The sequence below is a fragment of the Paenibacillus sp. V4I7 genome (assembly GCF_030817275.1).
Taxonomy (GTDB): domain Bacteria; phylum Bacillota; class Bacilli; order Paenibacillales; family NBRC-103111; genus Paenibacillus_E.
Genome location: NZ_JAUSZD010000002.1, coordinates 7,497,396 through 7,510,839, shown reverse-complemented (window position 1 = coordinate 7,510,839; position 13,444 = coordinate 7,497,396). Strand labels below are relative to the sequence as shown.

The following is a 13,444-nucleotide window of genomic DNA, read 5'->3' as shown; positions in this document are numbered from 1 at the left end:
ATTTCGCCATCATTCGACATATTCCCTGTATTTTCCGACACGTATCGGTTGGAAATTGTTCACAATAAAAAACATGCACCGCTACAGGGATATTCCCCTAGCTGTGCATGTTTTTTTTATCGTTTACCTGGATCGTAAGGTTCACCAAGAGCTGATGGTGCTTTAGCCCTACCTACTGCGCCTGCCAGTACTAAGATGGTCAGTACATAAGGCAGCATGTAGAGGAATTCCTGCGGAATATTTTTTGAGAATTCGAACAAACGCATGAAGTTGTTGAGCGCCTGCGCCATTCCGAAGAAGACTGCTGCGCCCAATGCGCCAACTGGATGCCATTTACCGAAAATCATCGCAGCCATAGCAATAAACCCTTGACCTGAGATCGTGTTATGCGAGAAGGCACTTGTTGTTGTGAGCGTAATGGTCGCCCCGCCAAGTCCGCCTAACAGACCACTAATCAACACGGCGATGTAACGAATACGCTTCACTTTAATCCCTACGGTATCCGCGGCACTCGGGTGCTCCCCAACGGACCGAAGACGTAAACCGAATGGTGTCTTGAACAGCACATAGTAAGTAACCGCTACGAGAATTAAAGCAATGTATGTTGTCGGATAAGCATTGAAGAGAGCATATCCGATATACGGTATTTTGGACAAAATCGGAATTTCCCATTTGGAAAACACATCATTTAACGTTTCTGTTTGACCAGCACCATTGAACAGTACTTTAACCAAATACAACGTTACGCCTGCTGCCAAGAAGTTAATTACAACACCGCTGATGACTTGATTGGCTTTGAACGAAATCGTTGCTACCGCATGAATCAGAGCGAATATGAGCGCAAATACCATGGCTGTCAGCAAACCGATCCACGGGGACCAGATCCCCATATTCGCCTCTTCTGCATAATAAGCACCAACGGCCGAAGCGAATGCCCCGGAAACCATGAGGCCCTCAATCCCGATATTGACGACTCCAGAGCGCTCCGAGTAAATCCCGCCCAAGGCTCCAAAGATGAGCGCCGTCGAATAGACGAGCGTCGTGTTGATAAGTTCACTAAATTTCGTGAAAAACGCGTTAAGCATGGTGAGCAGGTCCATGTTACGTAGCCCTCTCTTTCTTGCGTTTACTATAGAATGGGATGAGCACCCATTTAACGATACCTTGGGTTGCGACGAAGAAGATAACCGAACCGATGACAATACGGATAATCTCCGGCGGCACATCAGCTCCGAAACTCATTCCTGCTGAACCGTAAGACAATCCACCAAACAGTGCGGCCCCGAGCACAATCCCGATTGGATTGTTAGCACCTAGCAGGGATACCGCAATCCCATCAAACCCGTAACCTGGGAAGCCTGCTGAAACAACTTGATAGTGGAATACACCAAGGACTTCAAACACGCCCGCAAGCCCGGCAAACACGCCAGAGATAAACATGGCTTTAATAATGTTCTTCTTCACATTCATTCCGGCATATTTCGCGGCATCGATGTTATGACCAACGGCACGCAGCTCGTAGCCTTGCTTCGTTTTCCACAAGATGATGTAGAATACAACCGCTGCTAGTATCGCAATGAGTGTCCCCCAGTGCATCCTCGCATTATCCAGCAGAGCTGATAGCCATGTGATGCTTAGAGATGCCGAGTCTTGGATCATGTAGGAGCGCTGCTGCTTCGGCTCCAGAAGAAATTGATTAATAATATAATTCGACAGGAACAAAGCGATCCAGTTCAACATAATCGTTGAAATAACTTCATTAACTCCACGCTTTGCTTTCAAATAGCCCGCAATAGCCCCCCACAATCCACCAATAAGTGCACCGACGATAACAGCTAACGGAGCATGAATAATCCACGGAAGACCTGTCAATTTGACACCGATAAATGTAGCCCCCGTCATACCCATGACGAATTGCCCTTCGGCACCGATATTAAACAAGCCTGTACGAAATGCGAATGCAACGGATAATCCCGTCAAAATAAGAGGGGTAATCGCACGAATGGATTCCCCTATATCATACGAATTACCGAAAATCCGAGAAAATAACGCTCCATAGGCAGCTAACGGATTATATCCACCTGCCAGCATAACGAGCGCTCCGAATAACAGCCCAAGTAGAATCGCCACGATCGGATTCACCGCTGATTCACTTGTAAAAATACGAGCAACCTTATTCATGAGCAGCTCCTTTCTCTGTGCGCTTACTGCCAGCCATAAGCAAACCAATCTCTTGATCGTTCGTCTCCTGCGGCAGTACTTCTCCCACAATCTGTCCTTCATAGATGACGGCAATGCGATCCGACACATTCATAATTTCATCCAGCTCAAAAGAAATCAACAAAACCGCTTTGCCTTTGTTCCGCTGCTCGATCAATTGACGGTGCACGAACTCGATTGCACCGACATCCAATCCCCGCGTTGGTTGCGCGGCAATGAGAAGATTGGGGTTTTTGTATATTTCCCTGGCAATAATCGCCTTTTGCTGATTACCACCCGACAAGGATCGCGCTTTATTGTAGATACTTGGCGTTCTAACGTCGAACTGCTTAATTAACGCTTCCGCATGGCGATCGATCGCTTCATAATTTAAGAAACCAGCTTTGTTATAGGCAGGATGAAAATACGTTTCCAGCACCATGTTTTCGCTCATTGTAAAATCGAGTACGAGTCCGTGCTTGTGCCGATCCTCAGGAATATGCGACAATCCAGCCTCAGAGATTTCTCTCGGCGTATGGTTAGTAATATCGCTTCCCATCAGCAGCACACGACCGCTATCAATGGAACGCAACCCGGTTAATGCCTCGATTAATTCACTCTGCCCGTTGCCATCAACGCCGGCGATCCCCAGGATTTCTCCGGCTTTCACCTCAAAGTTAAGCCCCTTCAGAGCAGGCAAACCCTGCTGGTTACGCGCAACTAGTTCTTTCACCTGAAGTACGGGTTCTCCAAGCTTCACTTCCTGCTTGTTCACTTTGAAGGAAACGTCGCGCCCGACCATCTTCTCCGCCAGAATCTGTGGATTCGTCTCCGAAATTTCCAACGAATCAATCACTTTGCCCCGACGAATGATCGTCACGGTATCGGCAATCTCCATAATTTCTTTCAGCTTATGTGTAATGAGAATGATGGATTTGCCCTCTTTCACAAGATTGCGCATAATCACCATCAATTCACTAATCTCTTGCGGCGTTAGTACTGCTGTAGGCTCATCAAAAATAAGAATATCGGCGCCGCGATACAGCGTTTTCAATATTTCCACACGCTGCTGCATACCGACGGAGATATCTTCAATTCTCGCTTTTGGATCCACACGCAAACCATATTGCTCCGATAACTTGCGTACTTTGTCTTGCGCTGTTTTGTAATCAATTTTGGACCCTTTTTTGGGCTCCATACCCAAAATGATGTTTTCTGTCACGGTAAATGGTTGAACCAGCTTGAAATGCTGATGCACCATACCAATGCCAAGCTCGATAGCACGATTCGGGCTATCGATAAATACTTCCTTGCCTTGCACTTTAATATTGCCTTCATCCGGCTGATAAAGTCCGAACACAATGTTCATTAGTGTTGATTTACCCGCACCATTTTCGCCAAGCAAGGCATGAATTTCACCCTTCATCAGCTTTAAGCTAATGGCATCATTCGCCACTATTCCTGGAAACCGCTTCGTAATGTTGCTAAGTTCAACAACAGGGACTACTTCATTCATCAGATCACCCTAAGGATCAATTTTTTTAATTACCTCTAAAACTAAAGAACAAGGCTAGTTATTATAACTAGCCTTGTTTGAACAGAAGTACACATATCGTTCGTAACCGCTACGACTTTTATACCTGCATTAAGGTTTTTCAGGAACTTTGATTTCGCCGCTAATAATTTTTGCTTTGAACTCGTCAACTTTTTTCAAGATTTCAGGTGTTACGTTTTTCTTGGAAGTTTCAGGAAGGCCTACGCCATCGTCTTTAAGACCAAGTGTAACGACTTTACCACCTTGGAATTTGTTGTCAATAACATCTTTGGATACACGAGCAACCGCTGTGTCAACACGTTTCAACATGGAAGTCAGTGTTACTTCATCACCGAACTCAAGGGATTGATCTTTATCTACGCCGATAACCCAAACTTTTTTACCGTTTTTCGCACGGTCTTTTGCTTCGTTGAACACACCATTACCTGTGGAACCAGCTGCGTGGAAAATGACATCAGCGCCATCGTTGTAGATGGTTGCTGCTGCTGCTTTACCAAGGTCAGGCTTATCGAAAGCGCCTGTATAGTTAATTTGTACTTTGGCATTTGGATTAACCGCTTTAACACCAGCTACGAAACCAGCTTCAAAACGTTTGATAACCGGGATGTCGATACCCCCAACAAAACCGATTTTGTTCGATTTAGTTGTTAGACCTGCAACCACACCAACAAGGTAAGAACCTTCTTGCTCTGAGAACGTTACGGACTCAACGTTTGGAGCTTCAACAACATTATCAATGATCGCTAATTTAGCATTTGGGTTTTGTGTTGCTACTGTTTTAAGTGCATCACCCATCAAGAAGCCGATACCCCAAGTCAGGTTGTAACCGTCTTTAACGAATTGGTTTAAGTTAGGTGTATAATCCGCATCGCCTTTAGATTCAAGGTTTTTCACTTTCGCTCCTGTTTGTTTCTCAAGAGCCTTCAAGCCTTCCCATGCGCTTTGGTTAAAAGATTTATCGTTGACGCCACCAATATCGGTAACCATTCCGATTTTGAAGTCTTTACCGCTGGTGTTGCTTGGCGCCGCTGAAGCTGTTGCCGCTGCAGTAGTAGCCGGAGTTGCTGAAGCCGCCGGTTTCGTTTCTTCTTTTTTGGCACAGCCGGAAAGAGCTAATGCAGAAACCGTTACAGCCATAAGAGCTGTTGAAAGCATTTTCTTCATGATTATTACCCCCATAAGATCATTTAATTTAAAACCATGAAATCTCACATTGTAGGTTGACCACAATTAGTTAAATTATGTAAGACTGCCTATAGATGAGTGTATCATTTTGAAACCTATGAGAAAAGCGATACACCAGCAAAATAACATAATTCGTTATGTCATACAAGTTGACATGGTCTTTTTGTAAGCCCCTACAATATAGGTTCCAAGCCCCAATTATTTATTATACTACCACTGGTTAATAAAATCTAGATTACCCTTTGTTAATTTTATCGTTCATAAGTCGCAGGAATTGTTCGGGTCCTAAAGGGCTGCTAAACAGCACTCCTTGCACTTCCGTACACTGCAAAAGTCTTAAGTGCTCCAGCTGTTCCTCTGTTTCGACACCTTTTGCAATTAAATTTAGACCTAGACGGTGAGCCATACGAATAATGGCAGCAGCCAGCAGCTGATTCTCATCGTCGTCTACCAAATCCCGGATCAATGTGCTATCCAATTTAACGCTATCGAGCGGCATACCTTCGAGCCCGCTTCGTGTAAATAAACCTGTACACAAGTCATCCATAACGATACGTACACCGAACTTCTTCAGCATAATCAATTTCTCGCTAGCCTCTTGTACATTGGAAGATGTGATACTTTCCGTAAGGTCCAGTTCCACCAACATCGGATCTATACCTGTCTCTTTCAAAACAACGGCAATTTCCTCAATAAAATGCTCATCTTTAAACTGTGAAGCCGTTACGGCTAGGGTCATTCTCAGCGGTGCGTAGCCCTCATCCTGCCAGATTCTCATCTGTCTGCATGCCGTTCGTACAGCCCATTTCCCGATGGGTAACATGAACCCCATTTCCTCGGCCGCTTTCTTCCAATCCATACTGGATGCGAGGAGGGCGTCTCCCTTGCTCCAATGAATGATCGCTTCCATTCCGATTAATTTCCGGTTTGTTATTTCATATTGAGGCTGATATAGGATTTCAAACCGATTGTTGTCTAAGGCCGATCGAAGCTCTTTCTCCATGTGAGCTTTGCTCTTCACCATGGCATCGATGTCAGAAGCATAGAATTGGAACTGGTTATGTCCTCTGTTTTTGGCCGTATACATCGCTTCATCTGCATACGCCATGAGCTGCTCAGGCAGCATACCGTCTAACGGATACAATGCTATCCCAATACTAGCTGTTATGGTTACAGGCATTCCATCTAGGATAAAAGGCTCTTCCAGAGCCATTTGAATTCGGGAAGCTACAACTCTTGCATCTTCAGGCTTTGCAAAAGATTCTAGTAAAATAGTAAACTCGTCGCCACCTTGTCGGTACACCGTATCCGACCCCCGCAGGCAGCTCAGCAAACGTTCTGCTGCAAGGCGAATTAAACGATCACCATAAGCATGACCTAATGAATCGTTGACATCCTTGAATCGGTCCATGTCCAAGAACATAACAGCCGCCAGCTGTTCATTGCGTTGCGCATGCAGGAGTGCCCGCTCCAGTCGGTCATTAAACAATCGGCGATTGGGTAATCCTGTCAATGTATCGTGATACGCCAGAAAGGCTAGTTGTTTGCTCTTTTCTTCCTGCTCTCTACTAGTAAGAAGCAGTTGCCCTACACTCTTCGCAAAAAATAGACAGATTAGTGCTTGAACAAGCATACTAATGAAAACGTAAGGCGAAAAGGAGAAAGAAGAAGCAGCAAGTAGATTAATGGTCAACAAAAAGAAGCCCAGCACGCCCAGATAGACCAACGTTTGCGCTTTCATATGCTGTATCCACTTAGAAAGTATGCCTTTCATTCTTGAACCTCCTTATCTGATATGAGAAAAAAGGCTATTCCGAATCGGAATAGCCGTAGGTGTACCTGTCTAGGTAAACTGCAACCTGTCGGCAGCCCAGCCATCATTGTTGCAAAGGCAACCTTAGACCTGCAGCTTTGCGTCCTTACCTTTCGATAAGTTTGCCTTTACGATATTAAGGGAATTCATGGGACTAATTAACTATATCATATCCATTCCGCATTTGGCTAATTTTCCTTAAATAAGCAAATTAAAGAGCTTGGGATCCTTATTTATTTCTATATAGCCATAATCCTTCTGGGATAGGCGCTCAATAAGCCCCTCATAATCATCTTTATTTTTGAGCTCAATGCCGACCAGCGCCGGAGCATCGTCCCTGTTATTTTTTTTCGTATACTCAAATCGGGTAATGTCGTCTGTGGGTCCTAAGACTTCTTCTAGAAATTCGCGCAATGCCCCAGCACGCTGCGGAAAATTAAGAATAAAGTAGTGCTTCAAGCCTTCATACACGAGTGATCTTTCTTTAATCTGCTGCATACGGTCAATGTCATTGTTGCCGCCGCTGATGATGCAGACTACATTCTTACCGCGAATCTGCTCCCGATAGGTATCAAGTGCTGAAACCGGGAGTGCGCCAGCGGGCTCAATGACAATCGCGTTATTGTTGTAAAGCTCCAGAATGGTTGTACATTCCTTGCCGGAAGGAACAATTACGATATCCTCCAGCTTTTCTTTGCAAATGTCAAAGGTAAGCTCGCCGACCTGCTTTACAGCTGCGCCGTCTACAAACTTCTCAATCGTAGATAAGGTCACGACCTTCCCCTGCTTGAGCGCTTCCGTCATACTTGCCGCGCCTTCTGGCTCAACACCGATAATACGTGTACGTGGAGAAACACTATCCACATACGTCGCAACTCCCGCTGCAAGGCCACCACCACCAATTGTTGCGAAGATGAAATCAGGAGATTCGGGCATTTGATTCAAAATCTCGAGGCCAACTGTGCCTTGCCCGGCAATCGTACGGACATCATCGAAGGGGTGTATGAACACCTTATTCTCTTGAGCACAGTAGGCTTTGGCATGGTTAGACGAATCATCGAATGAATCACCTGTGAGAATAACTTCAACAAAAGATCCGCCAAATAGCTTAACTTGGGAAATCTTTTGTCTAGGCGTTGTCGTTGGCATGAAGATTTTTCCTTCAATACCAAGCTGTTTACAGGAATAAGCCACACCCTGCGCATGATTGCCGGCGCTCGCACACACGACACCCGCTTCGCGTTCCTCCGGTGTTAAACTTTGGATCACGTTATACGCTCCGCGAATTTTGAAAGAACGAACAATTTGCATATCTTCACGTTTAAGATAAACGTTGCATTCATACAAGTTAGAGAGCAGCTCATTGCGTTGCAAAGGCGATGGTTCGATCACCCTGCTGAGCACATGATTGGCCCTAATAATATCTTCCAAACCTACTTTACTGGAAACAACCATTTTCTCTTACTTCCTTTCTCCACATTGTGCTATTAAAGTTTTAAAGATTATTGTAGCACAACTCTGCCCGCCTGTACGAAAATAATATTGGTATAGCTTTATCCTATGTTTCACTTCATGCCCAGCAGGGTATTACATAGCAATACAACTTCAAAGGAGTGATTCAAATGTCGACGCAGCCTCGCAATATCGATATCGAAGAACGCCATGTGGAGAAAAAATCGGATTCCAGTTTAGTTGCTTCTACTTTCATCAAATATGCGGCTTACATCGTCATCATCTTCGGTGTTCTGTATTTCCTAGTTCGTTATGTATTTCCAATGTTCTAAGCTAGGACGTAAGTTGTGTTGTGTCCTCATCAATGAGGGTACGATCACATCTGGAGCTAGCACAACCACAAGAAGCCTCAAACCCACTAACAAGTGGATTAGAGGCTTCTTGTATTTGTTAGGAGAGGTGTTTGCCAACTCCCCTCAACCACTTATTTAGTAATAGTAACGAGGCTGCTCCTGCAGCTCAGACCGTCTTTGCAAGAAACGGTAGAAGGCACTGGCCGCCTGTGCTTTCGTCACTTCTTGTTGAGGTATAAATTGTCCATCGTTCAGAGACATAATATTCAGCCCCACCACAATAGCTGCATCACCAACATTCTTAAGCTTAGCAGCATCTGCGAAATTGCCATTGAAGATCCCATCGAACTTCGTCAAGCTCTTGTAGCCAAGCGCCTTCACGATTAACTGTGCCATTTCTTCCCGATTCATCGCAGCTTCTGGATTAAATTCAGCACCTACATCTAGCAAACCGCGATCAACCGCATTTTCGACATACGCAAAATAAGGAGAAGATTTGCTCACATCGGCAAAAGATGCCTTCCGTTCTGCCCCGTAATAAATACCACCGTTACCGCCATTCATGGCAATAACGAGCATTTTGACTAACTCGCCACGTTGAATGGTTTGATCCGGATTCACTTTGCCATCCTTCACATCCAGCGCTTGATAATCGAGCATAAGCTGAAGCTCATTTTTAGCCCAGTGATTGTCAATGTCGCTTACTGTCACTTTATCCAAAGAAATCACTTCACCCGTTTCACTATTCCGCCATTGACCGTTTTGCGCATCCAAGAGGAAAGGTTCACGGTTGAATTTGGGAACGAGTGAATAGACAAGCTTGGCATCTAGTTTCCCGTCTGCCTTCAGATCCATGGATTGTGGGACATCCCCAGCTGCCATCATCACTCTGTATTTCTCCAGTGGAATTCCACCGGTGAACCCGCTGCCTTCCACCACATAATTTAACTTGATGTCAAACTGTGCAAGCCAAAGATCCTTGGCTTTATCAATGGCCAGCACCTGCGGCTTTTGCTGTGGATATGGCAGATTGCTGATGGAGAAGTGATACCCAACAAGTTGGCCGGTCACACGATCGATGCTTACCGTTACTTCTTCATTTCCGGCAATTACGCCATCAATTACTCGCTTAAAACTAATATCCCAATTGCGCATATGTTTCAGTTGATCTTCCGAATAATTTTTAGCCGCCTGTACTTGAAGTACCAACTGATCGGTGTAAGAAGGAAGCTGCTTTTTCACAAAATCAACACCTGTTGTTATCGCATCTTCCAGAGCAATTTTACCCTCTATATCTTTATTGTCTTCAGGACCGTAAGGGATGTAGCTGCTAAAATTCGTAATCTCTCCCGTCTTGCTATTCACGCTAGCCCATGCGCCTTTGCCGACGATTTTAACTTTGGAATCCTTCTCAGAGGCTTCATTCCAACTTAAATTCCAGTTCGAACTGGTTTCCCCTGTTTCAGGGTTGGTCGATTCATTATAGGATGCTTCTTGGAGTTTATAGTCGGAGGATAGATTGAAAACGGTTGTTACCTTCTTCACAGCCTCTTCCTTCGTCAGGTCCAAGGTAGCTGCCGGCTTAGCAGCCAATGGCTTGTCGGTTAACGGCTTATTCCCCTCAGCTCCTTCCATCCCTTTGACTGGGCTCCAGATCTCACCGGTTTCAGCATTCAAAGAGAAGGCGCCCAGCATGTAAGAAATAATGGGCAACTTCTTTCCTTTGGCACCGTAAGGAATCTGATACTGCAAAGACAAATTCGCCTTGTCGCGGAACATTTGGGCAGCTTTATCCTTAGTAATCGGCGTTACATTCTGCTGAAACGTGACATTGTCATCCCAATTGTAGTTATAATTCGTAACCTGTCCTTCCCCATTGACGACCACATTGATACCATTCAGAGCAAAAGGCACACCGCCAACAGATCGATCGAACCGAATATTGTACTGATAATTACCATTCAGCGGTGTACGATATGCGTTCTCCTCAGAATCATTGTAAACAAGCACCTTCTGCTTATCTGGATTCACTTTGCCTATAAAGGCAGAAGCTACTTCCTTGGCAGCTTTGAAATCCACCTTCGGTGGATAGCTAGGTTTGTGGTCAGGGTCATTATCATTCATGGAATAAGAGGTCAGCGTTCCGTCCAAGCCGTTAATCGATACATTTAAAGAGCCGTAATGCCGATCTTTGACTATTTTGGTGTAATTAATGTTCCACGTCGGGAAATTTCGGCCATTCATGCTGTAATAAGTGTTCAGACTGATGGATTGAAACGTATAGCCTTCCGGCAGCGTTATATAGGTCTTAGCTCGTTCAATGGCTTGTTCTTTGGTAATTTTGGCATCCAGCTGCTTATCCTCTTTACCGGGAGATACAGGGAGTGAAATGGACGTGCTTCCTACAGCATCTTCAGCCGCCCAAACCCCAGGCGCAGCAGTGAGCAGCAGTGTCGAAGCGAGTACCCATGTTCCTGCTTGTTTGATTAATTTCAAAGTCATCTTCCTCCTCAACGTTTTACGTTCTAAAAGACAGCTTTAAAGCTTTAAAACATAGAGATTCCATAATAATCCTTGACGTGTAAAACTGGAAAAAAGTTGCTTTAGAAACTCGATAACGACTATATATTTTTATTTACACGAAATGTCACTAGATCGAAACGGTTTATAGCTAAAAAACTCGGATTACTCAACAAAAAACACATATCTGAGCACCCTTTTATCGAATGCACAAACATGTGTAAAATTTACTGCCATTATGATCTTGATTGGGTGTTCTCTTTGCTAAGTGTGTGCATTAAATCCTGCATTTCACCTTGCGTCAAATTCCGCCATTTGCCAACCTTCAAATTGCCCAGATGGATATGCATGATCCGAACCCTCTGCAGACGTACCACACGATACCCAAACGCTTCGCACATCCGGCGAATTTGCCGGTTAAGCCCTTGCGTGAGAATAATTCGGAAAACGCGGTCGCCAACTTGGGTTATCTCACACGGCTTCGTCATCGTGCCCAAAATTCGGACCCCACTAGCCATTCCTTGCAAAAACATCGGTGTAATCGGCCGGTTCACCGTCACGATGTATTCTTTATCATGGTTGTTCTCCGCTCGCAGAATCTGGTTCACAATATCTCCGTTATTGGTCAAAAGGATGAGCCCTTCGGAATCTTTATCCAGTCTACCTATTGGGAAAATACGCTCCGAATGCCCAACGAAATCAACAATGTTACCTCTGATATGCGCTTCAGTAGTACTTGTGATCCCTACAGGCTTATTGAGTGCAATATAAACATGTTCCTTCTTCTCGCCAATCGGTCGACCGTCGATCCGAACCTCATCCCCAGGGCCAACGACACTCCCCAGTCCGGCAACCTCGCCATTAATCGTAACTCGCTGCGCCTCTACCCACTTGTCCGCTTCCCGTCTGGAGCAAACACCGGTTTCGCTAATAAATTTATTAATTCTCATGCTTGGGAAATTCCCTTCTATGCCGTAATCAAGTACCTACTATTATGCTGGATTCGCTCACTCGGTTCAAGTAGCGTTCAAAAGGATCGATGTATGGGACATATTTGCAGAAAAAGATCTATTTCGGCGATGCGGCGCGAACGATACGTAGTTGCTTTCGTTGACCTTCCGTTAAAGGCCGAACATAAGCATAGTTTCCCTTAGGAGCAGCTCCTGTAACCCCTCCTGCTTTGAAACCGCCTGTACCTGCAGGAATGGCTACCCGCAAACCAAACGTATTCGCCACCCATAAAATTCAGAGCAGCCGCAAAACCGCCTCTCATCCATACGGAACCGGAATCGCTAATCCCAGGCCGCCGCAAACAAAGGGAATTCTGCCCCGTCTGAATAAAGAGGTCAGGACGGATGAATCAATTAAGTTAAGAGGATACGAGCACGAGATCCTTTTTGGTATGTGAGGAAATTTCCTCCCCGAGTGTGATAAGCGTATAATAATGACAACCATTAACGTAACAAGGAGGTCCTATCATGCAAATTCTCATACTAGGAGCCACAGGTAGAGTAGGAAGAAGAATTTTGGAAAAAGCGCTAGCGGACGGACACGAAGTCACAGCACTCGTTCGAAGCGTGGAGAAGCTGACGGGGATTCACTCCGAAAGCTTAACCCTACTTCAAGGGGACGCTCGTAATGGAGAAGATCTACATGCTGCCTTACGAGGGGCGGAGCTGGTCATAAGCTGCCTTGGCACCGATGGCGGCACGGTGCTGACCGAGTCTACGCCTCTACTTATAGAGGCTATGAAAACACAAGGCTTAAGCCGAATAGTCACTGTCGGTACAGCCGGCATCCTGCAAAGCAGAGAGCATCCCGGCTTGCTGCGCTATGAGGCGCCGGACTCCCGGCGCTCCTCTACACGAGCCGCCGAAGAGCATCGCAAGGCGTGGGAGCAGCTCGCCGCCTCGGGCTTAAGTTGGACAGTCGTCTGTCCAACTTACTTACCCGACGGCGAGCCACAGGGGCAGTACCGCGCTGAGCGGGACTACTTGCCCGAAGGCGGGATGTCCATCTCCGTGGGCGACACCGCGGCTTTCACGTATCGAGTCGCTCTCGAGGGCGAGTATGTGTGCTGTCGTGTGGGGATTGCTTACTAGGGGTTATCAAAATAAACAACAAACAAAAATCAAACAAAAAAACGACTTGCGCCGTCCTTGGTTGAGTGTGTATATAAAGGTTGATGCAACGCAAATTAGGCCCTGAGAGGTAATGCTTATGCTTACTTATCCGTGTAAAGTTGTACAAAGTACAACTTTAGGCAAGCTAATCCGCTGTTGTCCACGCGATTGTTGCAAGAAATAAACAATTTTGCCTAAAGTAGCTCTATAGGCTATAAACGGGCGAAATTATTGTAGAATATAC

Annotated in this window: 11 protein-coding genes and 1 riboswitch; of the genes, 2 read left to right on the top strand and 9 right to left on the bottom strand. The window is 45.5% G+C overall.

Annotated elements, in window-relative coordinates; genetic code table 11:
• Nucleotides 1-116: 116 nt before the first annotated feature.
• From QFZ80_RS35105 to ilvA, 6 genes are all read right to left on the bottom strand, one after another.
• The gene (locus tag QFZ80_RS35105; RefSeq protein ID WP_171649599.1) at nucleotides 117-1,100 is read right to left on the bottom strand and encodes an ABC transporter permease; all 984 of its coding nucleotides are present in this window, start codon (nucleotides 1,098-1,100) and stop codon (nucleotides 117-119) included.
• Nucleotide 1,101: 1 nt separating this feature from the next.
• Nucleotides 1,102-2,181 (bottom strand): ABC transporter permease, encoded by a 1,080-nt coding sequence (locus QFZ80_RS35100; RefSeq protein ID WP_307550642.1) that lies wholly within the window; start codon nucleotides 2,179-2,181, stop codon nucleotides 1,102-1,104.
• Nucleotides 2,174-3,715: an ABC transporter ATP-binding protein gene (locus QFZ80_RS35095; RefSeq protein ID WP_307550643.1), complete on the bottom strand. Its 1,542-nt coding sequence runs from the start codon at nucleotides 3,713-3,715 to the stop codon at nucleotides 2,174-2,176. The genes QFZ80_RS35100 and QFZ80_RS35095 overlap by 8 nt, the downstream gene beginning before the upstream one ends.
• Nucleotides 3,716-3,844: 129 nt before the next feature.
• Nucleotides 3,845-4,918, bottom strand: a complete 1,074-nt coding sequence (locus QFZ80_RS35090; RefSeq protein WP_307550644.1) for a BMP family lipoprotein — start codon at nucleotides 4,916-4,918, stop codon at nucleotides 3,845-3,847.
• A gap of 256 nt (nucleotides 4,919-5,174) precedes the next feature.
• On the bottom strand, nucleotides 5,175-6,713 hold the full coding sequence (locus QFZ80_RS35085; RefSeq protein WP_307550645.1) for a putative bifunctional diguanylate cyclase/phosphodiesterase: 1,539 nt from the start codon (nucleotides 6,711-6,713) through the stop codon (nucleotides 5,175-5,177).
• An 87-nt stretch (nucleotides 6,714-6,800) separates the two neighbouring features.
• Nucleotides 6,801-6,889: riboswitch (cyclic di-GMP riboswitch) on the bottom strand.
• A 61-nt stretch (nucleotides 6,890-6,950) separates the two neighbouring features.
• Complete coding sequence (gene ilvA / locus QFZ80_RS35080; protein ID WP_307550647.1) at nucleotides 6,951-8,207, bottom strand: threonine ammonia-lyase IlvA; 1,257 nt, start codon at nucleotides 8,205-8,207, stop codon at nucleotides 6,951-6,953.
• A gap of 167 nt (nucleotides 8,208-8,374) precedes the next feature.
• On the opposite strand from ilvA, the gene QFZ80_RS35075 reads away from it, so the two are divergent.
• Nucleotides 8,375-8,536, top strand: coding sequence for a hypothetical protein (locus QFZ80_RS35075; protein WP_173184903.1), 162 nt, complete (start codon nucleotides 8,375-8,377; stop codon nucleotides 8,534-8,536).
• 156 nt (nucleotides 8,537-8,692) lie between these two features.
• Here the strand turns inward: QFZ80_RS35075 and QFZ80_RS35070 are convergent, their stop codons facing one another.
• The 3 genes from QFZ80_RS35070 to QFZ80_RS35060 form a co-directional block, all read right to left on the bottom strand.
• On the bottom strand, nucleotides 8,693-11,053 hold the full coding sequence (locus tag QFZ80_RS35070; RefSeq protein ID WP_307550649.1) for an S-layer homology domain-containing protein: 2,361 nt from the start codon (nucleotides 11,051-11,053) through the stop codon (nucleotides 8,693-8,695).
• Nucleotides 11,054-11,313: 260 nt separating this feature from the next.
• Nucleotides 11,314-12,027: a 23S rRNA pseudouridine(2604) synthase RluF gene (rluF, locus tag QFZ80_RS35065; RefSeq protein ID WP_307550651.1), complete on the bottom strand. Its 714-nt coding sequence runs from the start codon at nucleotides 12,025-12,027 to the stop codon at nucleotides 11,314-11,316.
• Between the two features lie 118 nt (nucleotides 12,028-12,145).
• Nucleotides 12,146-12,313, bottom strand: coding sequence for a hypothetical protein (locus tag QFZ80_RS35060; protein ID WP_307563308.1), 168 nt, complete (start codon nucleotides 12,311-12,313; stop codon nucleotides 12,146-12,148).
• A 242-nt stretch (nucleotides 12,314-12,555) separates the two neighbouring features.
• Here QFZ80_RS35060 and QFZ80_RS35055 point away from each other — a divergent pair, with 242 nt between their 5' ends.
• Nucleotides 12,556-13,179 (top strand): NAD(P)-dependent oxidoreductase, encoded by a 624-nt coding sequence (locus tag QFZ80_RS35055; RefSeq protein ID WP_307550654.1) that lies wholly within the window; start codon nucleotides 12,556-12,558, stop codon nucleotides 13,177-13,179.
• Nucleotides 13,180-13,444 lie beyond the last annotated feature (265 nt).